Source organism: Chromobacterium sp. ASV23 (assembly GCF_016428945.1).
GTDB classification, from domain to species: Bacteria; Pseudomonadota; Gammaproteobacteria; order Burkholderiales; family Chromobacteriaceae; genus Chromobacterium; species Chromobacterium sinusclupearum.
In genome coordinates, this window is the sequence record NZ_JAELTR010000037.1 from 1 (window position 1) to 24,484 (window position 24,484).

General features: G+C 61.9%; 21 protein-coding genes and 1 pseudogene. 11 read left to right on the plus strand and 11 right to left on the minus strand.

Annotated elements, in window-relative coordinates:
* The 3 genes from JHD59_RS14675 to JHD59_RS14685 all read left to right on the plus strand — a co-directional run.
* Positions 1–425, plus strand: a 425-nt coding sequence (locus tag JHD59_RS14675) for a biopolymer transporter ExbD (protein WP_199154778.1), incomplete at its 5' end; no start/stop codon positions are given.
* An 83-nt stretch (positions 426–508) separates the two neighbouring features.
* Entirely contained in the window at positions 509–2,506 is a 1,998-nt protein-coding gene (locus JHD59_RS14680) for a M13 family metallopeptidase (RefSeq protein ID WP_233164198.1), read from the plus strand.
* 141 nt (positions 2,507–2,647) lie between these two features.
* Positions 2,648–3,457 (plus strand): endonuclease, encoded by an 810-nt coding sequence (locus tag JHD59_RS14685; protein WP_233164207.1) that lies wholly within the window; start codon positions 2,648–2,650, stop codon positions 3,455–3,457.
* 71 nt (positions 3,458–3,528) lie between these two features.
* Here the strand turns inward: JHD59_RS14685 and JHD59_RS14690 are convergent, their stop codons facing one another.
* The 3 genes and pseudogenes from JHD59_RS14690 to dinG all read right to left on the minus strand — a co-directional run bounded on the left by JHD59_RS14690 (position 3,529) and on the right by dinG (position 7,435).
* Entirely contained in the window at positions 3,529–4,710 is a 1,182-nt protein-coding gene (locus JHD59_RS14690; RefSeq protein WP_199154780.1) for a porin, read from the minus strand.
* A gap of 198 nt (positions 4,711–4,908) precedes the next feature.
* A pseudogene (locus tag JHD59_RS14695) lies at positions 4,909–5,196 on the minus strand (DUF3579 domain-containing protein); the annotation flags it as partial.
* Between the two features lie 115 nt (positions 5,197–5,311).
* Positions 5,312–7,435, minus strand: coding sequence for an ATP-dependent DNA helicase DinG (gene dinG / locus JHD59_RS14700; protein WP_199154781.1), 2,124 nt, complete (start codon positions 7,433–7,435; stop codon positions 5,312–5,314).
* 154 nt (positions 7,436–7,589) lie between these two features.
* Here dinG and JHD59_RS14705 point away from each other — a divergent pair, with 154 nt between their 5' ends.
* The 5 genes from JHD59_RS14705 to JHD59_RS14725 all read left to right on the plus strand — a co-directional run bounded on the left by JHD59_RS14705 (position 7,590) and on the right by JHD59_RS14725 (position 13,126).
* Positions 7,590–9,548 carry an aminotransferase class I/II-fold pyridoxal phosphate-dependent enzyme gene (locus JHD59_RS14705; protein WP_199154782.1) on the plus strand — a complete coding sequence of 653 codons (1,959 nt, stop codon included), beginning with the start codon at positions 7,590–7,592 and terminating at the stop codon, positions 9,546–9,548.
* Between the two features lie 190 nt (positions 9,549–9,738).
* Positions 9,739–10,662 carry an ornithine carbamoyltransferase gene (argF, locus tag JHD59_RS14710; RefSeq protein ID WP_199154783.1) on the plus strand — a complete coding sequence of 308 codons (924 nt, stop codon included), beginning with the start codon at positions 9,739–9,741 and terminating at the stop codon, positions 10,660–10,662.
* Positions 10,663–10,710: 48 nt separating this feature from the next.
* Positions 10,711–11,937 (plus strand): argininosuccinate synthase, encoded by a 1,227-nt coding sequence (locus JHD59_RS14715; RefSeq protein ID WP_199154784.1) that lies wholly within the window; start codon positions 10,711–10,713, stop codon positions 11,935–11,937.
* Between the two features lie 70 nt (positions 11,938–12,007).
* On the plus strand, positions 12,008–12,919 hold the full coding sequence (locus JHD59_RS14720; protein ID WP_199154785.1) for a DMT family transporter: 912 nt from the start codon (positions 12,008–12,010) through the stop codon (positions 12,917–12,919).
* Between the two features lie 3 nt (positions 12,920–12,922).
* Complete coding sequence (locus tag JHD59_RS14725; protein ID WP_103320319.1) at positions 12,923–13,126, plus strand: DUF2788 domain-containing protein; 204 nt, start codon at positions 12,923–12,925, stop codon at positions 13,124–13,126.
* Between the two features lie 53 nt (positions 13,127–13,179).
* Here JHD59_RS14725 and JHD59_RS14730 read toward each other — a convergent pair whose 3' ends face one another.
* Together JHD59_RS14730 and JHD59_RS14735 are read right to left on the minus strand one after the other, a co-directional pair.
* Positions 13,180–13,689 (minus strand): DUF1993 family protein, encoded by a 510-nt coding sequence (locus JHD59_RS14730; RefSeq protein ID WP_103320317.1) that lies wholly within the window; start codon positions 13,687–13,689, stop codon positions 13,180–13,182.
* Between the two features lie 39 nt (positions 13,690–13,728).
* Positions 13,729–14,364 carry a LysE family translocator gene (locus JHD59_RS14735; RefSeq protein WP_199154786.1) on the minus strand — a complete coding sequence of 212 codons (636 nt, stop codon included), beginning with the start codon at positions 14,362–14,364 and terminating at the stop codon, positions 13,729–13,731.
* 134 nt (positions 14,365–14,498) lie between these two features.
* On the opposite strand from JHD59_RS14735, the gene JHD59_RS14740 reads away from it, so the two are divergent.
* On the plus strand, positions 14,499–14,999 hold the full coding sequence (locus JHD59_RS14740) for a YajQ family cyclic di-GMP-binding protein (protein ID WP_103320314.1): 501 nt from the start codon (positions 14,499–14,501) through the stop codon (positions 14,997–14,999).
* A 68-nt stretch (positions 15,000–15,067) separates the two neighbouring features.
* Here JHD59_RS14740 and dapA read toward each other — a convergent pair whose 3' ends face one another.
* The 3 genes from dapA to JHD59_RS14755 form a co-directional block, all read right to left on the minus strand.
* Positions 15,068–15,970, minus strand: coding sequence for a 4-hydroxy-tetrahydrodipicolinate synthase (gene dapA / locus JHD59_RS14745; RefSeq protein WP_199154787.1), 903 nt, complete (start codon positions 15,968–15,970; stop codon positions 15,068–15,070).
* A gap of 76 nt (positions 15,971–16,046) precedes the next feature.
* On the minus strand, positions 16,047–16,433 hold the full coding sequence (locus JHD59_RS14750; protein ID WP_199154788.1) for a lysozyme inhibitor LprI family protein: 387 nt from the start codon (positions 16,431–16,433) through the stop codon (positions 16,047–16,049).
* Positions 16,434–16,501: 68 nt separating this feature from the next.
* Positions 16,502–17,368 carry a DMT family transporter gene (locus JHD59_RS14755; RefSeq protein WP_199154789.1) on the minus strand — a complete coding sequence of 289 codons (867 nt, stop codon included), beginning with the start codon at positions 17,366–17,368 and terminating at the stop codon, positions 16,502–16,504.
* Positions 17,369–17,579: 211 nt separating this feature from the next.
* Between JHD59_RS14755 and JHD59_RS14760 the strand changes: the two genes are divergently transcribed.
* Both JHD59_RS14760 and JHD59_RS14765 read left to right on the plus strand, forming a co-directional pair.
* A complete protein-coding gene (locus JHD59_RS14760) occupies positions 17,580–18,662 on the plus strand; it encodes a glycoside hydrolase family 99-like domain-containing protein (protein WP_199154790.1) in 1,083 nt (360 codons plus the stop codon).
* A 149-nt stretch (positions 18,663–18,811) separates the two neighbouring features.
* Positions 18,812–19,885 (plus strand): NAD(P)-dependent alcohol dehydrogenase, encoded by a 1,074-nt coding sequence (locus JHD59_RS14765; protein ID WP_199154791.1) that lies wholly within the window; start codon positions 18,812–18,814, stop codon positions 19,883–19,885.
* Between the two features lie 13 nt (positions 19,886–19,898).
* Here the strand turns inward: JHD59_RS14765 and JHD59_RS14770 are convergent, their stop codons facing one another.
* The 3 genes from JHD59_RS14770 to acnD all read right to left on the minus strand — a co-directional run bounded on the left by JHD59_RS14770 (position 19,899) and on the right by acnD (position 24,377).
* Positions 19,899–20,246: a cupin domain-containing protein gene (locus JHD59_RS14770; RefSeq protein WP_103320305.1), complete on the minus strand. Its 348-nt coding sequence runs from the start codon at positions 20,244–20,246 to the stop codon at positions 19,899–19,901.
* 312 nt (positions 20,247–20,558) lie between these two features.
* Positions 20,559–21,749 (minus strand): 2-methylaconitate cis-trans isomerase PrpF, encoded by a 1,191-nt coding sequence (gene prpF / locus JHD59_RS14775; protein ID WP_199154792.1) that lies wholly within the window; start codon positions 21,747–21,749, stop codon positions 20,559–20,561.
* A gap of 24 nt (positions 21,750–21,773) precedes the next feature.
* Entirely contained in the window at positions 21,774–24,377 is a 2,604-nt protein-coding gene (gene acnD, locus JHD59_RS14780; protein ID WP_199154793.1) for a Fe/S-dependent 2-methylisocitrate dehydratase AcnD, read from the minus strand.
* Between the last annotated feature and the right edge of the window lie 107 nt (positions 24,378–24,484).

Genomic DNA, 24,484 nt, shown 5'->3' on the forward strand with positions numbered 1-24,484 from the left:
GCATGGCGATGAACGTGGGGTCGTCGGGCGAAGACGACCTGATGATGGAAATCAACACCACGCCGCTGATCGACGTGATGTTGGTGATGCTGATCATGCTGATCATCACGATTCCGATCCAGACGCACGCGGTGAAGCTGGACATGCCGGTGAACACGCCGTCGAAGCAGCAGGCGAAGCCGGTGGTGGTGCAGATCGACATCACGCCGGACAGCGCGGTGATGTGGAACGGCGAGCGTTTGCCGAACCGAGAGGCGCTGGAAGCGAAGCTGACGGCGGCGGGGAAGGCGGATCCGCAACCGGAGCTGCACATCAAGCCGAACAAGGATGCGACGTATGCGCCGGTGGCGATGGTGCTGGCGGAGTCGCAGCGTTTGGGTTTGACGAAGCTGGGGATAGTGGGATCGGAACAGTTCCTGCAGTAAATAGGTCTTAACGACCTGACACGGAAGGCAGCCATGGGCTGCCTTTCTTTTGTGATGAGTGTCGAGAGGGACGAATAATGAAAATGAGAGCATTAGCCTTGGCTGTCTTGTTTGCAGGCCAGGCTTGGGCGCATGGCGTGTCGGGCATCGATTCCGCCAATTTCAATGCCAATGTGCGGCCGCAGGACGACATCTATCTGGCGGTCAATGGCAAGTGGCTGGACACGCATGAGATCCCCGCCAGCGAATCCTGGGACGGCGCTTTCAAAGAATTGCGCGATCTGAGCGAGGCCCGCAGCCGCAGCCTGATTGAAACGGCCTCTGCGAAAAAAGACGCGGCGGGCAATGAGCGGCAGATTGGCGCCTTGTACGCCAGTTTCATGGACGAGGCTGCGGTGGAAAAACTGGGGCTGCAGCCGATTGAGACGGATCTGCAGGCGGTGACCATGCTGTCTAGCCGTGGCGAACTGGTGCGGCTGCTGGGCGGTTGGCAGTCCAGCAATGTCAAATTGCCGATCAGCCTGTATGTGAACATCGATGCGAAGAATGCCACCGCCTACCTGCCCGAGCTTTACCAGAGCGGCCTGGCCATGCCGGATCGTGATTACTATCTGGGCAAGGATGCGCGTTTCGTCAAAATGCGCGAAGCGTACCAGAATTATCTGGCGCGGCTGTTCCGTCAGGCCGGCTATGCCCAGCCGGACAAGCGCGCCAAGCGAGCAATGGCACTGGAAACCAAATTGGCCCAGTTGCAGCGCAGCCGGGTGGAAAACCGCGATCCGCAAAAAACCTACAACAAGATGACGCCGGCGCAGTTGGCCAAACTGGCGCCTAAAGTCGATTGGCATGGGTTTTTCGCTGCCGCGGACATGACAGGCGTGGGCGAATTCAACGTGGCGCAGCCGGAGTATGTGTCCGGCGTGGCCAAGCTTTTGCAGAAAGAGCCTCTGCTGAATTGGCAGGACTATCTGATCGCGCATATTCTGGATGGCTATGCCCCGTATCTGAACAAGGCGATGGTGGACGCGCGCTTCGATTTTTACGGCAAGGCCCTGTCCGGCACGCCGGAGCAACGTCCTCGTTGGAAGCGTGGCGTCCAACTTGTGGAGTCGTCATTGGGCGAGGCTTTGGGCCAGTTGTATGTGGCCAAGTATTTTCCGGCTGAGAATAAGCTGAAGATGCAGGAACTGGTGGGCAATCTGATGCAGGCTTATCGGCAAAGCATAGATGGCTTGAGTTGGATGGGGCCGCAGACCAAGCAGGCAGCGCAGCTCAAGCTGTCCAAGTACATGCTGAAGATTGGCTATCCCGAGCATTGGCGCGACTATGCAGGGCTGGAGATCAAAGCCGATGATCTGGTCGGCAACGTCAAGCGCGCCAACCGTTTCGAATACCAATGGCAATTGTCCCACTTGGGCAAGCCGGTGGATCGCACCGAATGGGGCATGACGCCGCAGACAGTCAATGCCTATTACAATCCATCGCAAAACGAGATTGTGTTCCCTGCGGCTATTCTGCAGCCTCCGTTCTTCAATGGCGCGGCGGATGATGCGGCCAATTACGGTGGAATCGGCGCGGTCATCGGTCACGAAATCAGCCATGGTTTCGATGATCAGGGCAGCCAGTATGATGCCGATGGCAATTTGCGCGACTGGTGGACGGCTGAGGACAAGGCGCGTTTCCATGAGCTGACCAGCAGGCTGGTGGCGCAGTATGAAGCGTACGAGCCGCTGCCAGGCAAGCATATCAACGGCAAGCTGACCTTGGGCGAGAATATTGCGGATAACGTGGGCCTGCAGATCGCTTACAAGGCTTACCAGTTGTCGCTGGCGGGCAAGCCTGCGCCGGTGATTGACGGCATGAGCGGCGATCAGCGCTTCTTCTATGGTTTTGCGCAGATCTGGCGGGGCAAGATGCGCGATGAGGCATTGCTGCAGCGCCTGGTGAGCGATCCGCATTCGCCGGAGGCATTCCGCGCCATCGGCGCCACATCCAACAGCGACGCGTTTCAGCGCGCGTTTGAAGTGAAGCCTGGCGATAAGATGTACAAGCCAGAGGAGCAGCGCATCCGGATTTGGTAAGCCCTTGTTGGGAGTGGATATGAAGCCCGCGCGGTGGATTTGCGCGGGCTTTGTAATAATTAGGCAATCATATTGCCGCTATTGGCTTGAGTGCTTACACTCCGGTCAATGCGAACATCGATATTTCTAATTTCAATCAGTTTGTCCCTGGCTGCCTGTGACGCTCATCAGTTGAGCCAGGTGGCCAAGTCTGGCGAAGTCAAGCAATTGGCGGCACTGGGCGAGGCTTTGCTCTCTGGAACCGGGCAAGCGGCATCGGTCCATGTAGACAAGGTAAGTCCTCAGCCATTGGTTGGCGGCAGCAAGGAAGTGGGGCATCGGAACTTCACTGCCGCCAAGCGTATCCTGCCGAGGCTGTATTCCGGCATGGAGGTCGACTTTTATTGCGGCTGCCGCTATCAGGGCAAGGATGTGGACTGGGCATCTTGTGGCTATCAGCCACGAAAATCGGAAAGCCGGGCCAGCCGCATCGAATGGGAGCATGTGGTGCCGGCCTGGGTGCTGGGGCATCAGCGCCAGTGTTGGCAGCAGGGAGGCCGCAAGAATTGCGCCGCAAATGATCCCTTGTTCCAGATGGCGGAGGGTGACCTGAATAATCTGGTGCCGGCGGTGGGGGAGGTAAACGGCGACCGAGCCAACTTCACCTATGGCGCTTGGGAAATTCATCCCAGGCCTGTGTATGGCCAGTGCCAGTCCATCGTGGACTTCAAGCTCAAGCGCTTTCAGCCGCGCGAGGAGGTTAGGGGGGCGGCGGCGCGGATTACGCTGTATATGCACCAGCGCTATGGCTTGAACATGAGCCGTCAGGACAAGCAACTGATGTGCGCCTGGGCGCGCCAATATCCGGTGGATGAGTGGGAGCGTCAGCGCAACAAGCGCATCATGCAATGGCAGGGAGAAGGCAACTTCCTGGTATCGCAGCCGGAGGAGCTGAGCAGGGTGTGTGGTTGATGTTCTGGTGATTACAAAGAAAAAAACGCCACGGCATGCCGTGGCGTTTTGACTTTTAGATCGAATCAGGCTTAGAACGCAACCTTCATGCCGAAGCCGAAGGCTTGCGGGCTATTGCCACTCGTCAGCTTGGCGCCGCTGGTGCCCAGACCGGTGTCGTATACCGCATCATTGGCGAAGTTGGCGTTAGCCTTCGCGTTGTTGGTAATCTTGGTGTAATAGGCAATCAGCTGGGTAGTTTTGGACAGATCATAGGTACCGCCCAGGATCCACTGCTTGGCCTTGTAGTCGTCGCCATTGGAGGCGGCCGATACGTTCTTCAGGCTGCCCAGCTGGCCATAGCCCAGCTTGATGGAAGCAGCGCCAAAGTCCTGGCCCAGCGCGATCATCCAGTCATCCTGCTTCAGTTGAGCACCACCAACGTTGTCGTAAGTGGCCCACTCGTAATAGCCGCCAATATAGGTACCAAAGTCAAACTTGTAGCTGCCGGCAATGTTGTACATCGTTACATTCTTGCCGGAGAAGCCGGTACCGACGGAGTTGGAGTCGCCACTCACAGCGCTATCATAGCGGCGGTCCCAAGCGGTGCTTAGGTTCAGACCTTGCCAGTTGTAACCCAGTCCCAAAGACAGCCGCTTGGCATCTGTTGCGGAGCCATTGCTGGGTTTGGTTTGGTCAACAACGCGAGCTTCATCCACGCCCCAGGATGCGCCCAGCTTGAAGCCGGCCCAGTTCGGGGAGTACCAGTGGATGGAGTTCTTCAGGCGTTCTTCGCCACGACCGTTGACGGAAGACTTGCCAAAGTTTTCCGCCGTGGTGTTAATCAGGATATCCACGCCAAGCGCGCTATTGCCGCTGCCGGACAGGACTTTGTAGGCAGAGTCATTGTTGCCCAGCAGCACCTTGCCGAAGTCGGCGTTTTCGATGCCGACGAAGGTATTGCGGGTGCCCAGCGTTGCGGAGTTGTTCTTGTCATCGGTGCCGCCCTGCTCGAAGTTGCGCAGGCTGCTTTCCACTTGCCAGATGGCCTTGGTGCCGTTGCCCAGGTCTTCGTTGCCCTTGAAGCCGATGCGGGAGTTATAGTCGGAAACGCGGGTACGCGAGGTGTAGTCGTTGGCCGGGTTGCCGTTGCCGGTGGCCTTGACGGACTCAATGCCTGCGCTGATGAAGCCATAGATGGTGACGTCAGCGTGAGCTGCGACCGGGACGATGAACAGCGATGCAACCAGTGCTGCCAGATTCTTCTTTTGCATGATGGAACTCCAAGTCAAGTCGGACGGTTCTGCGATGAAGCGTGAAGGTTCGGCATGTCTGTTCACAGATTAGACTGCCGCTTCACAACTTGTCTGAGTTTAACCACAGAATATGACAAAACTGTTTCCAAACTGGCAAAAAGAGTGGCGTGAATACGACGCTTGTTGCGTTTATGCCGAAAACTTGTTCGGGTAGATTTCGTCGATGAGTGTCCGACAATCGACTACGCGCAGGTCATTGTCTTTGGCGAAAGCCATCAGGAACTGGAAGATTTGCGGGTAGATTTTTTCCAGTTTCTTGTCCACGGCCACGCAGCGCACGCCTTCCAGCATCATCGGACGGACGAAGGCGTGGTAGGACAACTTCTGGTTGGTGTCGAAGGAGGCGAGGATGCCGGCCAGGCGCTCGGCCCAGTCGCTGGGGCGAAAGGTGCGACCCTCGGAGGTGAGGCCTTGGATCACGATTTCGTACGGATTACAGATCATGGCGGTGGGACCAGTATGTTTGCTTTGGGTGTAGCCTGTTTTGTCGTACTTGCTAGGGGATATTGTAGGCTGGCGTTATTTGCTAATGCGAAAGTTCCGTGATCATACCTGAAAATCATATGCGCTTGAATGGGGGCAGCGAGGCCAGCAGCTTCTTGCCATAGCTTTGCCGAGTCAGGCGATTGTCCAGGATGGTCACGCGGCCGTAGTCGCGCTCGGTGCGGATCAGGCGGCCGACGGCTTGCACCAGCTTGATCGACGCTTCCGGCACGGTCAGCTCGATGAAGGGATTGCCGCCGCGCTTTTCTATCCAGCGCGACAGCGTCTTGCCCACGGGGTCGTCCGGCATGGCGAACGGCAGCTTGGCGATGATGACGTGAACGCAGCTCTCGCCCGGCAGGTCCAGGCCTTCCGAGAAAGAATCCAAGCCGAAGATCACGCTGGCCTGATGGTCTTGCAGGCGCTGATGGTGGGTGTCCAGAAGCGTGCGCTTGGGAATGTCGCCCTGAACCAGCAGTTGTGCGCGCAATTCGGCCGGCAGGCCGGCGGCCACGTCCTGCATCTGCTTGCGCGAGGAGAACAGCACCAGCGTGCCGACCGCCTGGGAGAGGTCGATCAGCTTGGGCAGCCATTCTATGATCTCGCGGGTATGGCCGCCCGGGTCTTTGGGGCTGGCCAGCAGCGGCGGCAGATACAGTTCGCCCTGTTCGTCGAAATTGAAAGGCGAGTCCAATGCCAGGCAGCTGACTTTGGGCAGCCATTTCAGGCCGGTTTGCGACAGCAGGAGCTCGAAGTCGCCCAGCGAGCGCAGCGTGGCCGAGGTCAGAATGGCGCCGGCGGCGCGGCGCCACAGGGTGGCGGCCAGACTGGCGGCGGCGCTGACGGGCGACGCGGAGAACAGATAGTCGCCCTTGCCTTCAGAGCGGCGGGTAATCCATTTGGCGATAGGCGGCGCGTTTTCCGGCGTTTCGGTATCGAACAGGTCCCACACCGCCATCAGCTGTTCGGCGCGGCCGATCAGGAAACCCAGCTCGGTGGCGGTCTTGTCCAGATCGGGGTCGCCGTTCTTGTCCTTGCGCGCCTCGGACAGGGCATTGCCCATATCGTCCAGCTGCTTGCTCAGCGCGCGGGCGGATATCGCCATATTGGCGGCCGGGGTTTTCAGGCGCTCCGGCAGGATGCCGTCCTCGATCAGCCAGGACGGCTCCAGGTTGTCGCTGCTGGCGGCCAGCGCTTCCTCGCTGCCCAGCAGCCATTGCCACTCGGTCAGCGTTTCCACGCAGGCGGCGGCGGAGTCGATGGCGCTGCTCGCCAATTCGGCCTTGCCGGTATGCGCCTCGGCATGGACCACGACGGCAGCCACCTTGTCCAGCCAGCCCAGCGCCTGGCCCAGCGAATGCTCGGCGGCGAACTGATTGATGGCTTTCTTGGCCAGATGGTGCGCCTCGTCTATGCAATAGAAGCTTTCCTCGGGGGCGGGCAGGATGACGCCGCCGCCCATGGAAACGTCCGCCAGCATCAAGTCGTGATTGGCCACCACCACGTCCACGTTTTCCAATGTGTCGCGCGCCAGATAGAACGGACATTCCACGCGATTGGGGCAGGCGGTTTTCAAACAGCCGTGGCGGTCATTGGTGACGCGCGCCCACAGGCCGTCTTCCACCACGCTATCCCAGCTGTCGCGGTCGCCGTTCCATTTGCGCTGATGGAAGGCGTCCGCCATGGCGGTCAGCGCGTCCAGTTCGGCCTGTTCCGGCTTGTGGTCCCACAGCGCCATCATCGGGTCCGGCTGCAGCAGGCTTTGCTGCGCGTGCTGAGCGGTGAGGCCGTACAGGCGGTACGGGCACAGATAGCGGCCGCGGCCCTTTGCCAGGGCGAAGGTCAGCGGCAGGCCGCTGTTTTCCACCACGAAGGGCAGGTCGCGGTTGACCAGTTGCTCTTGCAGCGCCACGGTGGCGCTGGTGACTACCAGCTTTTTGCCGCGCGCGCGCGCCATCACGCCGCCGGCCAATAGATAAGCCAAGCTCTTGCCGACGCCGGTCGGGCCCTCGATCACGGTAATGCTTTCGCCCTCGCGCTGCGGCCATTCGTCGCCGACTTTCTCTTGCGAGCGCGCCAGCGCATTGGCGATTTCGGCCAGCATGCGGCGTTGCGAAGCGCGCGGGCGGAAGCCCGGCAGGCGGTCGGAAATGGCGCGATAGTGGTCGCGTATGGCGTCTTTTTCGGCATCGGTCAGCATGGCGCAATTGTAACGTATGCGGCCGATGTGCGCCTGCATAATGACGGCGGGCGCAGGATGCGGATAGGATAGGGGAAAACAAAAAACACGCGCATGGCCGGACAGACTCCACATATAACAATGTGCGCGGCAAACACCATCAGGAGAAACCATCATGAAACCCGTTAGCCGCGTGCTCGTGGTCAGCGACGATGTGACTTGGCAAGCCGAAGTGATGGCGGGCCTGGGGGCCGCCGCCGTGCGGCTGGAGAATCCGTTTGGCCTGACTTTCGTTGCCGCCAACGCCACGGCGGAAACCATGGAGCTGCTTGCCCGTGACGGCGAAGTGCAGGTGGCGCTGGTGGACCGGCAGTTGAAGGGTACCGCCAATGGCGAAGCGGCGGCGCAACTGGCCAACCGCATCAGCGATTTTCGTCCGGAAATCTCGCTGTACGTCTTCTTGCGGGATGACGACGAGCGAGCGCTGGTGGAGGAGTTGGCCAGCCATGCGGTGGACGGCTATTTCTACCGCGACGAAGCCGATTTCAACGGCTGGTTCCGCATCTTGTCGGCCGAGTTGGCGGAAAAATCCGCCACCCCTTTTTATGACCGGCTCAAACAGTATGTCAGGATGGCCAAGGACTCCTGGCATACGCCGGGCCACTCCGGCGGCGATTCGCTGAAGGGCAGCCCGTGGGTGGGCGACTTCCACGATTTCGTCGGCGAGCATCTGCTGCGCGCGGATTTGTCGGTATCGGTGCCGATGCTGGATTCGCTGCTGCATCCCACCGGGGTGATCGCCGAGGCGCAGATGTTGGCGGCCAAGGCCTTTGGCGCGCGCAAGACTTATTTCGCCACCAATGGCACCTCTACTTCCAACAAAGTGATCTTCCAGACCCTGCTGGCGCCGGGCGACAAGCTGCTGCTGGATCGCAACTGTCACAAGTCCGTGCATCATGGCGTGATTCTGTCCGGCGCGCGGCCGGTGTATCTGGACTCCTCGATCAACCGCCAGTACGGCATTTTCGGGCCGGTGCCGAAGGCGATCATTTTCCAGGCCATAGACGAGAATCCGGACGCGCGCGTGCTGATCCTGACTTCATGCACTTACGATGGCCTGCGCTACGACTTGAAGCCCATCATCGAGGCGGCGCATGAGAAGGGCATCAAGGTCATCGTGGACGAGGCGTGGTACGGCTTCGCCCGTTTCCATCCGGCCTTCCGCCCCACCGCGCTGGAGTCCGGTGCCGACTACGTGACGCAAAGCACGCACAAGGTGCTGTCGGCGTTCTCGCAAGCCAGCATGATTCACGTCAACGACCCGCGCTTCGACGAGCATTTGTTCCGCGAAAACTTCAATATGCATGCGTCCACCAGCCCGCAGTACAACCTGATCGCCAGCCTGGACGTGGCGCGCAAGCAGGCGGTGATGGAAGGCTACCGCCTGCTGGACCGCACCTTGAAGCTGGCGCAGGAGCTGCGGGAGAAGATCAATTCTACGGGCGCCTTTCGCGTGCTGGAGCTGAATGATCTATTGCCGGAAGAAATGCGCGAGGACGGCATTCAGCTGGACCCCACCAAGCTGACGGTCGATTTCAGCCGCTCCGGCTTCACCGCCGACGAGCTGCAGCAGGCGCTGTTCGAGCGCTACAACATCCAGGTGGAGAAGTCGACCTTCAGCACCATCACGCTGCTGCTGACCATAGGCACCACCCGCAGCAAGTTGTCGCGGCTGTATGACGCGATGCTGCGGCTGACCAAGGAAGGCCGGCCGCCGCGCGCCCTGGGGCGGATGCCGGAAATCCCGCGCTTCACCCGCCTCGCCTGCCTGCCGCGCGACGCATTCTACGAGGCCGGCGAACGTTTGCCGCTGCTGGATGACGACGGACGGCCGAATGCCGCGCTGAGCGGGCGCGTGTGTTGCGACCAGATCGTGCCGTATCCGCCCGGCATTCCGGTGCTGGTGCCGGGGCAGGTGATAGACGACACCATACTGGCTTATCTGGCGCGTTTGCAAAAAACGCAAAAAACCATAGAAATGCATGGTTTGGCCGAAGATGGCGGGGAATTCTACGTGCGGGTGCTGCGGCCGGAGGAGTGGGCGGAGCTGCCGGGGCGCAGCCTGTTCAACTGAGTGCTTGTCAGACAGGGCGATTTCCGATAAATATAACAAATGTCGCATTTCTGTAAAACATGCCTGTGTGCTTATAGGGGTGCGGCATTTGTAAAGTGACTTGAGACCAGCGTGTAGTAATGTGCCGTTGCGCATGAAATCACCTCTTGGTGTTGCACGCGCAACGGCCTTTTTTTTTGATTGGAGCATCATGACGTCCGTAAGGCATTACCTGCAGTTCAGCGACCTCACTCCCGACGAGTACCACCATCTCTTCGCGCGAAGCCAGGTCCTGAAACGACGACAAAGCGCCGGCGAGCTGTACCGGCCGCTGGTCGGCAAGGTGATGTCCATGGTGTTCGAAAAGAATTCCACGCGCACCCGCGTCTCGTTCGAGGCCGGCATGACGCAGCTGGGCGGCCACGCGATGTTTTTGGATACCAAGAGTTCGCAGATCGGCCGCGGCGAGCCTATCGAGGACACCGCGCGCGTGCTGTCCAGGATGAGCGACATCATCATGATCCGCACCTTCGAGCAGGGCCTGGTGGAGCGCTTGGCCGCCCACTCCCGGGTGCCGGTGATCAACGGCCTGACCAATGAGTACCATCCGTGCCAAGTGTTGGCCGACATTTTCACCTATGTCGAGCGGCATGGTTCGATCAAGGGCAAGACCGTGGCCTGGATAGGCGACGGCAACAATGTGTGCCGCACCTGGCTGCAGGCCGCGCGCCTGCTAGGCTTCAAGCTGAAAGTGGCGTCGCCGCTGGGTTACGAGCTGACCGCGCTTGATGGCCATCATTACGGCCCTGATGTGCTGGAGCTGACCCAGGACCCGGTGCGCGCCGTGCAGGGAGCGGACATCGTCACCACCGACGTGTTCACCAGCATGGGTTACGAGGCCGAGCAAACCGCGCGGCGCGAGGCTTTTGCCGGTTATCAGGTGACGGCGGCGCTGATGCAGCATGCCAAGCCCCACGCCTTGTTCATGCACTGCCTGCCCGCCCACCGCGGCGAGGAAGTGGCGGCAGAGGTGATAGACGGTCCGCAGAGCGTGGTGTGGGACGAAGCGGAAAACCGCATGCACGTGCAAAAAGCCCTGATCGAATTCCTGCTGTTGGGACGCAGCCAGGACTGAAGTCCTCCCTTCGGCGCATAGGCAAACAATTCAGTAGAAAGAGAAGCAATGTCTGACATCAAAAAAGTGGTTTTGGCGTACTCCGGCGGTCTGGATACCTCGGTGATCCTCAAGTGGCTGCAAGACGAGTACCAGTGCGAAGTGGTGACCTTCACCGCCGATATCGGCCAGGGCGAAGAAGTGGAGCCGGCGCGGCAAAAGGCGGTGTCGCTGGGCATCAAGCCGGAGAACATCTTCATTGAGGATCTGCGCGAGGAATTCGTCCGCGACTTCGTGTTCCCGATGTTCCGCGCCAATACCATTTACGAAGGCGAATACCTGCTGGGCACCTCGATTGCCCGCCCGCTGATCGCCAAGCGCCAGATCGAGATCGCCAACCAGGTCGGCGCGGACGCCGTCTCGCACGGCGCCACCGGCAAGGGCAACGACCAGGTGCGCTTCGAGCTGGGCTATTACGCGCTGAAACCGGATGTGAAGGTGATCGCGCCGTGGCGCGAGTGGGATTTGCTGTCGCGCGAAAAGCTGCTGGCTTATGCCGAAACCCACGGCATCGACATCAGCAAGAAGAAGAACGGCGGCAGCCCGTATTCCATGGATGCCAACCTGCTGCATATCTCGTATGAAGGCACGGTGCTGGAAGACCCGGCGCGCGAGCCGGAAGAAGACATGTGGCTGTGGTCGGTCAGCCCGGAAAACGCGCCGGACCAGCCCGAATATGTGGAGCTGGAATACCAGCAGGGCGACATCGTCGCCGTCAACGGCAAGGCGCTGAGCCCGGCAGCGGTGCTGACCGAGCTGAACCGCCTGGGCAACAAGCACGGCATCGGCCGCCTGGACATCGTGGAGAACCGCTATGTCGGCATGAAGTCGCGCGGCTGCTATGAAACCCCTGGCGGCACCATCATGCTGAAAGCGCACCGCGCCATCGAATCCATCACCCTGGACCGCGAAGTGGCCCACCTGAAGGATGAGCTGATGCCGAAGTACGCGCAGCTGATCTACACCGGCTACTGGTGGAGCCCGGAGCGCGCGATGCTGCAGCAGATGATAGACGCGTCGCAGGCCACGGTGAACGGTTGGGTGCGGCTGAAGCTGTACAAGGGCAATGTGATCGTCGTCGGCCGCGAATCCAAAACCGACTCGCTGTTCGATCCGACCATCGCCACTTTCGACGAAGACGGCGGCGCCTACAATCATGCCGACGCGGCCGGCTTCATCCGCCTGAACGCGCTGCGCATGCGCATTGCCGCCAATGCGCGGAGCAAGCGTAGCTGATACAATCCGATTTATATCTTTGACATGGCGGCCTGAGGCCGCCATTTGTTTTGCATGTCATGGAGGACTCATGCGCGCGAATCAGTGGATACCCTGGGTATTCGTGCTGCTGTGGAGCACCGGTTTTACCGGCGCCAAGCTCGGCCTGCCGTATTGCGGGCCGTTCACCTTCCTGGCCATCCGCATGGCGCTGACCTTGCTGTGCTTTGCCGGCCTGGTGGCGGCGCTGCGCCCGTCTTGGCCAACCGCGCCGCAAATGAGGCGGCAGTGGGTCAGCGGCGGATTGCTGCATGGTGGTTATCTGGGTTGCCTGTTCGCCGCGATCAAGCTGGGTGTGCCGGCCGGGCTGGCGGCGCTGGTCATGGGCTTGCAGCCCTTGCTGACGGCTGTGCTGTCTTGGTGGCTGGGCGAACAGCGTTTCCGCGCGGTGCAGTGGCTGGGTTTGGCGTTGGGACTGGCCGGAACGGCCCTGGTGATCGCCGGCAGCAAGGGGCTGGCGCTAAGCGGCAATCCTGGCATTGCGTTTGTCGCCGCCGGCCTGCTGATGATCACCTTCGGCACGCTGTACCAGAAGCGCAGGGGACAGGGCGTCCATCCTTTGACGGGCACCTTCCATCAGTATCTGTCGGCATTTTGCGTGACCGGCCTGCTGGCGCTGTCGTTTGAGCGCGGCGACAAAGTGGTATGGAGCGGAGAGTTCATTTTCGCGCTGGGGTGGAGCGTGCTGATGCTGTCGGTGCTGGCCGTATTGCTGCTGATGCGGATGCTGCGCGATGGCGATGTCAGCCGGGTGGCGGCCTATCTGTATCTGGTGCCCGGATTGACCGCGCTGCAAGCCTGGTGGCTGTTTGGCGAGCGCTTGAGCGAGCTGGCGCTGGGCGGTATGGTTATGGCTGCGGCAGGCGTGGCGTTGGTGCTGCGCGGCGGCAATTCTTCTTCATTGAACAGGCCGGGTCGACAGACTGGCGCCGGCAAGGGATGACAAGTGTCAGAAGAGCAATTCACCGATATTTCGATGGCGGTCTGTCTGACCGGCTTGATTTTGTTCATGGGCTTCATCATCTGGGACCTGGGCAAGAAATCCAAGGCAGGCAAGCTGGGCATGTTCGTGCTGTTTCTGGCGCTCGGCTTCGGCGTGACCGGCTTTATCTTCAAGACCGTGCTGGTGGAATTCTTGTTGAAGAAATAGACAGCTGGCGCGGCGGTTTTTGCCGTCGCGCCGTTCGTCTGCCTTGTGCTTAATTATTGCACCTGGCCCAGATAGTCCATCTTGCCCAGCGGCACGCCGTTATGGCGCAGGATGGCGTAGGCTGCCGTGATGTGGAAATAGAAATTGGGCAGCGCAAAGCCACACAGATAGTCCTGGCCCTGGAAGCGCAGCTCGTTGCCGCGCACTTTGAGCGTCACTTCGCGGCTTTCGCTGCCGTCCAGCTGCGCCTGGGGAATGCGCTCAATAAAGGCGCGGGTCTGGGCCAGACGCTGCTGCAGCTCGTCAAAGCTTTTTTCCTCGTCGGCGTAGCTTGGCACCTCAATGCCGGCCAGCCGGGCAGCGCAGCCCTTGGCAGTGTCGCTGACAATCTGCACCTGCCGCAACAGCGGGAACATGTCCGGCGCCAGCCGCGCCTGCAAAAACACTTCAGGCGCGATGTTGCGCGCGGCGGCGTCCTGCTCCGCCTTGCGCAGGATGGCGGACAGATTGTCCAGTCCGCGCAACAGCACGGGGATGGAGGCTTGGTACACGTTGAACGTCATGCTTGGCTCCTAGTGTCGCCGACGACAGGTCGGCACTGATCAGCGCGCCAGAATCAGGCGCAGTCCCAAAGCGATGAAAATGCTGCCCGCGATGCGATCCAGCCATTGGCTCGCCTTGCGGCTTCTGGCCAGCCACTGGCCGACATGGCCGGAAAAATAACCCAGCGCGCCAAAGATGACGGCGCCCTGCAGCGTGAACAGGGTGCCGAGGATGGCGGTCTGCAGGCCGGCCGGACCCTGCGCCGGGTTGACGAATTGCGGCAGGAAGGCGAGGAAGAACAGCACCACCTTGGGGTTGATGGCATTGGCGATCAGGCCGCGGCGAAAGGTGGCGGCCAACGAGCTTTGCGGGCCGGTTGCCTGGCCATCGGCGCGGAAGCTGGCGCCGGGGCTGCGGATGGCGCCCCAGCCCAGATAAACCAGATAAGCCCCGCCGGCGATTTTCAGCGCGGTGAAAGCCAGCGGCGAAGCGGCGATCAGCGCGCTGATGCCCAGCGCCGCCAGCAGCGTGTGATTCAGGCAACCGAGGGCGCAGCCGAGCCCGAAGGCCATGCCTTGGCGGCGGCCGCGCGAAATGCCCTGGCTCAGGACCATCAGGTTGTCCGGGCCGGGCGAGAGGGTGATCAGCATGGCGGCGGCCAGGAAGGCGGCCAGTTGCGGCAGGGTCACGAGCATGTCTTGTCTTTGGTCATGATGGGCTTGAATCCGCCATCACACCACGCAGCGGGGCGGTTTGGCAATGCCCGGCGCGGGTGACAAGCCGACGGCGCGCTACTAGAATTCTGCTGGTTCCATATGAGGATAGTTTTATGCCGTCTTTTGATGTCGTTTCCGAAGTAAACAAGGTGGAAGTGCGCAACGCGCTGGATCAGGCCAACAAGGAAGTCTCCACCCGATACGATTTCAAGGGCAGCGATGCCCGCATCGAATTCAACGACAAGGAAGTGACGCTGTACGCGGACACCGAATTCCAGCTGGACCAGGTCAACGACATCCTGGTGAACAAGCTGTCCAAGCGCGCCGTCGACGTGCGCAGCCTGGACTACGGCAAGCTGGAAAAGGTATCCGGCAACAAGGTCAAGAAAGTGCTGAAGATCAAGGAAGGCCTGGACAGCGATCTGGCGAAGAAAATCGTCAAGCTGCTGAAGGACTCCAAGATGAAAGTGCAGGCCAGCATCCAAGGCGAGGCGGTGCGGGTGTCCGGCGCCAAGCGCGACGTGCTGCAGGAGGCCATCGCGCTGCTGAAGAAGGATATCGCCAACGACCTGGAAAACGGCGCGCCGCTGCAGTTCAACAACTTCCGCGATTAAGCCCTGGGCGGTACGAGTGCGAAGAAAAAGGAGACCTCTCGGTCTCCTTTTTGCATGATTGGCGCGGCTTAGCGCTGCATCGCTCGCCAGGCCTGCAGTTCATCCCATACCTGGGCGGCGCGTTCTTCGACGCCGGCTGGCGCGGGCGGCAGCGGCAAGCGGCATTCTCCAACAGCCAGGCCTTGGCTGCGCAGCATGGCCTTGACCGACATCGAGAACACCGAGTCCTCGGTATTGGCGAAGGCGAAAGAGGGTTGCAGCGCGGCGTTGATGGAGCGGGCGCGGGCCACCTCGCCTTGCTCGAAGGCGGCGATCATGGCGGCGAACTCCGGGCCGGTCCAGTGGCTGGAAGTGCCGACCACGCCGACGGCGCCGACGGCCAGCAGCGGCAGCGTCAGCGCGTCGTCGCCGGAGTAGAGCTCAAAATGATCGCCGGCTTCGGCCACCAAGCGGGCCGCGGCGGCCGGGTCGCCGGTGGCGTCCTTGAAGGCGACGATATTGTCCACCTCGCGGAACAGGCGGATCAGCACGTCGTGGCCGATGCGGCGGCCGGTGCGGCAGGGCACGTCGTACAGCATCACCGGCAAGCGGGTTGCGGCGGCCAGCGCGCGGAAGTGCGCTTCGATGCCGGCTTGCGGCGGCCGGTTGTAATACGGGGAAACCAAAAACACGCCGGCGGCGCCGGCGGCTTCCGCCTTGGCCGTCATTTCCAGCGCGTGGCGGGTGTCGTTGCTGCCGGTGCCCGCCAGCACCGGGATGGTCACGGTTTCGCTGACGGCGCGGATCAGGTCGAAGCGCTCGGCCTCGGAGAGCGTGGGGGCCTCGCCGGTAGTGGCGGCCAGCACCAGGCCGTCGCTGCCGTTGTCGGCCAGGTGGCGCGCCAACTGGCATGCCATGCCCAGATTCAAGCGCCCCGTCGCGTCAAACGGCGTGACCATCGCGGTCAGCACCCGTCCCCAGTATCTTGCCATGTCAGCCCCTTTTTTGTTTTGTCTGAAGATAGGCGGAAATGATACTCCTCGGGCGCGTGGCCGCAAACCCGAGGGCTTACCAGAGGGCGGGGTCCAGCTCCTTGATGCGCTGTTCGGTGCGCTCGATCTTGCAACCCAGAAAGACAGCATTGCGTATGGTGCCGGCTATGTAGATCTGGTACTTGGCGTCGCAGTCCGCGTCGCGGAAGGCTATCCATTTGCGCTGGGCCTGCGCCAGCAGGGAGGAGGGCTTGTCCTTGTCCGCCGCCGCGCTGTTATCGTTCAGGCGCAGCTTCTGCAGCAATTCCTGATAACGCAGGTTCAACCGCTTGTCCGCGCCTTCAAACTGCTTTTGCATGCAGTCGTTGATCTCCAGCGTCGTCATGGCGTTTTTGCAGTTGTCGTCCGCGGCCAGCGCGACGTGGCTGGCCGCGAGCAGCGTCAGAAAGAGGGCGGGCTTCATGGCAGTTCTCCTGGAGTGGGAGCGGCGATTATAGCCCGCGGGTCGAAGCGGCGAGCCCGGCCTATGGCTCAGGCGCGGCGCGGCAGACTCCAGGGCAGACGCAGCCGCTCCGCCGGCAACGTGCCCAGCGCCGCGCCGCCCACGATCATGGCGATGGCGATGGCGGAGCTGCCGTTGAGCGCAGCCTGGCCGGATGCCACCAGCAGCAGCGTGGACAGCAGCGGGGTGGTGTTGCCTAGCGCGCCGGTCTGGCGCGGGTCTCCCAGTTGCATGGCGCGGTTCCAGCATAGGAAGGCGGCGCCCATGGGCAGCAAGCCCAGCACCGCGATGATCAGCCATTGCATGGCGGTGGGGTGGGCGGCCGGTTCGGTGGCGAAATGCAAGCCCAGGGCCAGCATGCCGGAGGCCAGGCAGAAACCGCCGACGGCGTTGTCGGAACTGGCCGGCAGGCGGCGGGTGAACAGGCTGTAGGTGGCCCATACCACGGCGGCGCCCAGCGCCATCAGATAGCCGGGCAGGGCATCCATAGACAGGGACAACTTGCCGCCGGTGACGATCAGCGCCGCGCCGGCAAAGCCGATCAGGCTGCCCAGAATGTGATTGGCGCCGAGGCGGGTGTTTGGCAGCAGCAGCGGCGACAGCAGCACCATCAGCAGCGGCCAGACGTAACTGAGCACGGTGGCTTCCATCACCGGCGCCAGGCGGTAGGCGTTAAATAGGAAAAAGTAAAAACCGAAGATGCCGTACACGCCGTTGGCGAACACTTTAAGCGGCACTTTCCATTCTCCGGCGCGGCGCACGGTCAGCAAGCTGCCCAGGATCAGGCCCACGCCGGCGACGAAGAAGGGCGGCAAGCTGTGGGTGAGCGCGCTGAGCGTGGCCACGGAAGCCCACATGGCGATAGCGGCAAACGCGTAGAGCATCGGCTTGTTCATGATTGTCATCCAGCGAAATTATTTTATGTGGAGATATTTTACGCGGAACGACATCATGTAAACCAGTTGTTACATCAAACCGACAACATTTCCGTTCGCGGGGCCATAACAGCAATCATTGACGATGTGCTGTTTGTGTTTGCCTGATAATGAAATATGAATTTCACCTGATCCGGCGCCCATGTCCGCGCGACTTTTTAGGAGTGTATTTGTGTTCAAAGCCATCCACCGTCATGGCCGCCATGTTTTGGCGGCGCTGTTGTTCGCCGTGTGCGCCGGGCAGGCCGCAGCCGGCTCCTATCAGCTGGGGGTGTATTACTTTCCCGGATGGCGCGACAACACGCCGGGCTCGCCCTCCATGCATCCCTGGGACCCGATCAAACCGTATCCGGAGCGCAAGCCGCTGCTGGGCTGGTATCACGAAGGCGACGACGCGGTGATGCGGCAGCAGCTGGACTGGATGGCGGCTTACGGCATCACCTTTGTGGCTTTTGACTGGTATATGGGGCCGCCGGGCAACACGGTGTATCTGGATCATGCGCTTCAAGCCTATCTGCGCGCGCCGGAGCGCAGCAATGTGAAGTTTTCGTTGCTGTGGGCCAATCACAGCAAGTTTCCGGCCAGTTTGAGCGACTGGGATGGCATGATCCGCTACTGGGAGGCTAACTACTTTTCCCGTCCGGAATTCTTGAAAATGGATGGGCATCCCGTGGTCTTCGTGTTCTCCGCCGATATGCTGGAGAGCCAAGCCAAGACCTTCGGGCAGACCAGCCAGGCGCTGCTGGCGCGAGCGCAGTCCATCGTCGCCGAGGCCGGCGGCGCCAGCATCCAGTTTGTCGCCGGCACCGGCGCCACCACGCCGTTCATCTCCAGCACTGCCAAAGCGGATGGCTATGGCGCCTTCTCCACCTACAACTATCAGCAGGGACCGGCCGACCCCCACCTATCCTACAGCTATGACGAGCTGGATCAGGGCTATCGGGCACACTGGCAGGGGTTCGCGCAGAAGGGCAACTTGCCGCTGATCGTGCCCACCACCTCAGGGTGGGACAAGCAGCCATGGGGCGGCACGACCGGCTATCCGCAGCACGACCATTCCGAAAGCACGCCGGAGCAGTTCCGCCAGCACCTGCAGGCTGCCAAGGCGCTGATGGATGGCGGGCCGTGGCAGGCTCACAAGTACGCCGTGATTTGCTGCTGGAACGAGTACGGCGAAGGCTCGTTCATCGAACCGACCGAGATGGGCGGCTTCCAGTATCTGCAGCAGGTCAAAGCCGTGTTTGGCGGCAATTAGGGCCGAAGCCACTGGCTGCTTGACCTGTGTCAGGGACTGGCCATTCGATCTGGCGGCGCGCTTGCGGCCGGCGAATAGGTCTACTGTATTGAAGCATGGGTTGCGGCGCCATCCTGCGCCGCAACCGCCAACAATGCGGGAGACAGGCCATGAGCAGCATGAAGGCAACGGTATTCGTCGCGCCAGGCAGGATAGAACTGCGGGAAAAAGCGATTCCGGCGGTTGGCCCCGGCGATGCCTTGGTGAAAATCACCACCACCACCATTTGCGGCACCGATGTGCACATTCTGAAAGGCGAGTACCCGGTGGCATCCGGCTTGACCATAGGCCATGAGCCAGTGGGCGTGATCGAGAAGCTGGGCGCCAACGTCAAAGGTTATCGAGAAGGACAGCGGGTGATCGCGGGGGCGATCTGCCCGAGCTTCACCTCCTATGGATGTCAGGACGGCCATCCGGCGCAGGACGGCGGTTGCGAATGCCATGGCTACAAGCCCATGGGCGGCTGGCGCTTCGGCAACACCATAGACGGCACCCAGGCCGAGTACGTGCTGGTGCCGGACGCCCAGGCGAATCTGGCGCCGATCCCGGACGGGCTCAGCGACGAGCAGGTGCTGATGTGTCCCGACATCATGTCCACCGGTTTTGCCGGTGCGGAGGCGGCCAATATCCGGATCGGCGACATCGTGGTGGTGTTCGCGCAGGGGCCGATAGGCTTGTGCGCGGTGGCTGGCGCGCGTTTGCGCGGCGCGTCTTGCATCATCGCGGTGGATGGCCTGGACGAGCGGCTGGGCATATCGCGCCAGCTAGGCGCGGATGTGGCGCTGAATTTCCATCAGGTGGATGTGATTGCGGAAATCATGAAGCTGACCGGCGGCCGCGGCGTGGATGCGTCGATCGAAGCCCTGGGCACCCAAGGTACGTTCGAGTCGGCGTTGCGCGTGCTGAAGCCGGGCGGCACGCTGTCCAGCCTGGGGGTTTATTCCACCGATCTGAAGATTCCGCTGGACGCGTTCAATGCCGGCCTGGGCGACAAGCGCATCGTGTCCTCGCTGTGCCCCGGCGGCAAGGAACGCATGCGGCGGCTGTTGAATGTGCTGGAAAGCCAGCGGCTGGATCTGTCGCCGCTGGTCACGCACCGCTACGAGCTGGACCAGATCGTCGAAGCCTACGACTTGTTCTCCCATCAGCGAGATGGCGTGTTGAAGGTGGCGATCAAGCCGTAATGACAGGTCGGCCTTAGGCCGGCTCTTGCTCCAGCAGCTCCACGCCATCGGTCTCCGACAGGGTCAGATACACGGTGGCCTGCAGCGCTTCCACCGCGTGCGGGACATTGGCGTCGATGAACAGGTGGTCGCCCTTGTTCAGCACATGCTCGCCCACCTTCAGTTTGCCGGCGGTTACGAACACTTGCTCCGTGCCAGGGTGCTGGTGCAAGGGCAGCTTCGCCCCTTTGGCCAGCTTCAGCAACGCCGATCCGCCTCCGTCTGGATTTCTGCGCAGCCAGACGAAATCTGCGCCGGGATAGGGAGTGGGGCTCCAGTGCCAGTCGGATGAAGACGTCAGGATGGGGGCGGTATTGTCCATGGGCTTGGTTTTCCGGGTGATGACAGGGCGGGCATGACGCGTCGGCGGGCCGGATGATGCCGGGATGCGCACGGCTCGCGTGAATGCCTGACGGCATTATCTCATGGATGGCGCCAGAAATTGTCAGCGGCAGGCCGGGCGGACAGGGGAAAGAGAAAAAGGGATGCCTTGGCATCCCTTTTTCGGTGGCGTGTGTTTAGAGTCGCGAACAAAACCTCATGAGAGCACCTGAGCCAAGGCGCGCCGACGCAGACAGTACAATTCGTATGGCAAGGAGGCGCAACGCAGGGTCAGGGGTTTTGTTCGCGGCTCTTATATTGTGTCCGCGGGCACGCGAACCCAGCCCTCCATCAAGACGCGGGCGCTGCGGCTCATGATGGCCTTGGTCACGGTCCATTCTCCGTTTACCAATTTGGCTTCCGCCCCCACGCGCAGGGTGCCGGACGGGTGGCCGAAACGGACGGCCTGGCGTTTGCAACCGCCTGCGGCCAGATTCACCAGGGTGCCGGGCACGGCGGCGGCGGTGCCGATGGCCACGGCGGCGGTGCCCATCATCGCGTGGTGCAGCTTGCCCATGGACATGGCGCGCGCCAGCACGTCGATGTCCGTGGCTTTGACCCGCTTGCCGCTGGATGCGGTGTAGTCTGCCGGCGGCGCCACGAAGGCGATCTTGGGCGTGTGCTGGCGGCTGGCGATCTGGTCCAGGTCCTGGATCAGTCCCATCTTCAGCGCGCCATAGGCGCGTATGGTTTCAAAGCGCGTCAGCGCGGCGGGATCGGCATTGATGGCATCTTGCAATTCCGTGCCGGTGTAGCCGATGTCGGCTGCGTTGACGAAGATGGTGGGGATGCCGGCATTGATCAGCGTGGCCGGGAAGTTGCCCACGCCTGGCACGTCCAGTTGGTCCACCAGCTTGCCGGTGGGGAACATGGCTCCGCCTTCGCCTTCCCCCTCGTCGGCGGGGTCGAGAAATTCCAGCTGCACCTCGGCGGCGGGGAAGGTGACGCCATCGAGTTCAAAGTTGCCGGTTTCCTGCACCTGGCCGCGGGTGATCGGCACATGCGCGATGATGGTCTTGCCGATATTGGCCTGCCAGATGCGCACGGTGCAGAAGCCGTTGTCGGGAATGCGCGCCGGGTCGATCAGGCCGCTGGCGATGGCGAACGGCCCGACCGCGGCGGACAGGTTGCCGCAGTTGCCGGTCCAGTCGACAAAGGCTTGATCGATGCTGACCTGGCCGAACAGATAATCGACATCGTGATCTTTCCGTGTCGACTTGGATACGATGACGGTCTTGCTGGTGCTGGACGTGGCGCCGCCCATGCCGTCTATCTGCTTGCCGTACGGGTCCGGGCTGCCGATGACGCGCAGCAGCAGCCGGTCGCGCGCCGCGCCGGGCTGGCGGGCCGCCTCCGGCAGGTCTTGCAGCCGGAAGAATACGCCCTTGCTGGTGCCGCCGCGCATATAGGTGGCGGGGATGCGGATTTGTTTGGAGTCAGTCATGTATTTATCCTGTTGTATCCGCTGTCAGACGCGCGCCGCTTCCAGAAAATCCTGAGCAAAGCGCTGTAGCACGCCGCCGGCCTCGTAAATCGACACTTCTTCCGCCGTATCCAGCCTACAGGTCACGGCCACCTGCGTGGTTTCGCCGTTTTTGCGATGGATGAGCAGCGTCAGGTCGGCGCGCGGCTGGCGCCGGCCGATCACATCGTAGGTTTCGGTGCCGTCCAGGCCCAGCGTTTTTCGGTTGACGCCGGGTTTGAATTCCAGCGGCAGCACGCCCATTCCAATCAAGTTAGTCCGGTGGATGCGCTCGAAACCCTCGGCGACGATGGCTTCGACGCCTGCCAGACGCACGCCCTTGGCCGCCCAGTCGCGAGAGCTGCCCTGGCCGTAGTCGGCCCCGGCGATGATGATCAGGGGCTGCTTGCGTTCCATATAGGTTTCAATGGCCTCCCACATCCGCATGACTTTGCCTTCCGGTTCCACCCGGGCCAGCGAGCCTTTCTTCACCTCGCCTTCCACCACCGCCATTTCGTTGACCAGCTGCGGGTTGGCGAAGGTGGCGCGCTGCGCGGTCAGGTGGTCGCCGCGGTGGGTGGCGTAGGAGTTGAAGTCCTCTTCCGGCAGGCCCATCTTGGCCAGGTATTCGCCGGCGGCGGAGCTGGCCAGGATGGCGTTGGACGGCGACAGGTGGTCGGTGGTGATGTTGTCCGGCAGCAAGGCCAGCGGCCGCATGCCCTTCAGCGTGCGCGCGCCGGCCAGCGCGCCTTCCCAGTACGGCGGGCGGCGGATATACGTGCTTTGCGGCCGCCAGGCGTACAGCGGGCTGACCTTCTCGCCGCTGTCCTGGCGGATGGCGAACATCGGCTCGTAGACCTGGCGGAACTGTTCCGGTTTGACAGCCTGCTTCAGCACGGCGTCGATTTCGGCATCGGACGGCCAGATGTCTTTCAGACGGATTTCCTTGCCCTCTACCACGCCCAATACGTCTTTTTCGATGTCGAAGCGGATGGTGCCGGCGATGGCGTAGGCAATCACCAGCGGCGGCGAGGCGAGGAAGGCCTGCTTGGCGTAGGGATGGATGCGGCCGTCAAAGTTGCGGTTGCCGGACAGCACTGCCGTGGCGTACAGGTCGCGGGCTATGATTTCCTGCTGGATTTTCGCATCCAGCGCGCCGGACATGCCATTGCAGGTGGTGCAGGCGAAGGCGACGATGCCAAAGCCGAGCTTTTCCAGTTCGGACAGCAGGCCGGCTTCCTTCAGATACAGTTCCACGGCCTTGGAGCCGGGCGCGAGCGAAGACTTGACCCACGGTTTGCGCACCAGGCCCAGCTTGTTGGCATTGCGCGCCAACAGGCCGGCGGCGATCACGTTGCGCGGGTTGCTGGTGTTGGTGCAACTGGTGATGGCGGCGATGATGACCGCGCCGTCCGGCAGCAGGCCTTGGGCTTCCTGCGCGCGCGCCTCGGGCAAGTTGACCGCGATGCCGCGTTCGGCCAGGTCGGCTACCGGCAGCCGTTTGTGCGGATTCGATGGGCCGGCCAGGGTGCGGGTGACGGTTGAGAGATCAAACTTCAGCACGCGCTCGTATTCGGCGGTTTTGAGACTGTCCGCCCACAAGCCGGCGGTCTTGGCGTAGGTTTCCACCAGCTTCACCTGCTCGTCGCTGCGGCCGGTCAGTTTCAGGTAATCGATCGTCTGTTGGTCGATGAAGAACAGCGCCGCCGTCGCGCCGTACTCCGGCGCCATATTGGAAATGGTGGCGCGGTCGCCCAGCGTCAGCGCGGCCGCGCCTTCGCCGTAGAACTCCAGATACGCGCCGACGACTTTTTGTTGGCGCAGGAATTCGGTCAGCGCCAGCACCACGTCGGTGGCGGTGATGCCGGAGCCAGGTTTGCCGCTCAGCTCCACGCCGACGATGTCCGGCAGCCGCATCCACGAGGCGCGGCCCAGCATCACGTTCTCGGCTTCCAGGCCGCCGACGCCTACGGCGATCACGCCCAGCGCGTCCACGTGCGGGGTGTGGCTGTCGGTGCCGACGCAGGTGTCCGGGTAGGCGACGCCGTGGTCGTTGTGGATCACTGGGCTCATCTTCTCCAGATTGATCTGGTGCATGATGCCATTGCCGGCCGGAATCACGTCGACATTGTCGAAGGCGGTCTTGGTCCACTCGATGAAATGGAAACGGTCCTCGTTGCGGCGATCTTCGATGTCGCGGTTCTTCTGGAACGCGTCTGGGTCGAAGCCGCCGCATTCCACCGCCAGCGAGTGGTCGACGATCAACTGCACCGGCACCACCGGGTTGACCTGGGCCGGGTCGCCGCCCTGGTCGGCGATGGCGTCGCGCAGGCCGGCCAGGTCCACCAGCGCGGTCTGGCCGAGGATGTCATGGCAGACCACGCGCGCGGGGAACCAGGGGAAGTCGCGCTCGCGCTTGCGATGGACGATTTGTTCCAGGCATTCGGTCAGCATGGCCGGATCGCAGCGGCGGACCAGGTTCTCTGCGTGGATGTGGCCGGTATAGGGCAGCTTGTCCCAGGTGCCGGGCTGGATGGCTTCCACGGCGGCGCGGGCGTCGAAGTAGTCTAGCCCGGTGCCGGGCAGGGCGGTGCGGTAGGCGGTGTTCATTAAAATCCCACAAGTAAATCCAGTTGGCCACGAAACCCACGAAATCCACAAGAGCCCTGCGTCTTCACGGCCTAGGTATTTGGAAATGCGTCTTCGTCTTTCAGTGG

Coding starts and splice junctions, on each gene's coding strand:
- JHD59_RS14680 (WP_233164198.1), top strand. CDS start 509: ATGAGAGCATTAGCCTTGGCTGTCTTGTTTGCAGGCCAGGCTTGGGCG.
- JHD59_RS14690 (WP_199154780.1), bottom strand. CDS start 4,710: ATGCAAAAGAAGAATCTGGCAGCACTGGTTGCATCGCTGTTCATCGTC.
- dinG (WP_199154781.1), bottom strand. CDS start 7,435: ATGCTGACCGATGCCGAAAAAGACGCCATACGCGACCACTATCGCGCC.
- JHD59_RS14705 (WP_199154782.1), top strand. CDS start 7,590: ATGAAACCCGTTAGCCGCGTGCTCGTGGTCAGCGACGATGTGACTTGG.
- argF (WP_199154783.1), top strand. CDS start 9,739: ATGACGTCCGTAAGGCATTACCTGCAGTTCAGCGACCTCACTCCCGAC.
- JHD59_RS14715 (WP_199154784.1), top strand. CDS start 10,711: ATGTCTGACATCAAAAAAGTGGTTTTGGCGTACTCCGGCGGTCTGGAT.
- JHD59_RS14720 (WP_199154785.1), top strand. CDS start 12,008: ATGCGCGCGAATCAGTGGATACCCTGGGTATTCGTGCTGCTGTGGAGC.
- JHD59_RS14730 (WP_103320317.1), bottom strand. CDS start 13,689: ATGACGTTCAACGTGTACCAAGCCTCCATCCCCGTGCTGTTGCGCGGA.
- JHD59_RS14735 (WP_199154786.1), bottom strand. CDS start 14,364: ATGCTCGTGACCCTGCCGCAACTGGCCGCCTTCCTGGCCGCCGCCATG.
- JHD59_RS14740 (WP_103320314.1), top strand. CDS start 14,499: ATGCCGTCTTTTGATGTCGTTTCCGAAGTAAACAAGGTGGAAGTGCGC.
- dapA (WP_199154787.1), bottom strand. CDS start 15,970: ATGGCAAGATACTGGGGACGGGTGCTGACCGCGATGGTCACGCCGTTT.
- JHD59_RS14750 (WP_199154788.1), bottom strand. CDS start 16,433: ATGAAGCCCGCCCTCTTTCTGACGCTGCTCGCGGCCAGCCACGTCGCG.
- JHD59_RS14755 (WP_199154789.1), bottom strand. CDS start 17,368: ATGAACAAGCCGATGCTCTACGCGTTTGCCGCTATCGCCATGTGGGCT.
- JHD59_RS14765 (WP_199154791.1), top strand. CDS start 18,812: ATGAGCAGCATGAAGGCAACGGTATTCGTCGCGCCAGGCAGGATAGAA.
- JHD59_RS14770 (WP_103320305.1), bottom strand. CDS start 20,246: ATGGACAATACCGCCCCCATCCTGACGTCTTCATCCGACTGGCACTGG.
- prpF (WP_199154792.1), bottom strand. CDS start 21,749: ATGACTGACTCCAAACAAATCCGCATCCCCGCCACCTATATGCGCGGC.
- acnD (WP_199154793.1), bottom strand. CDS start 24,377: ATGAACACCGCCTACCGCACCGCCCTGCCCGGCACCGGGCTAGACTAC.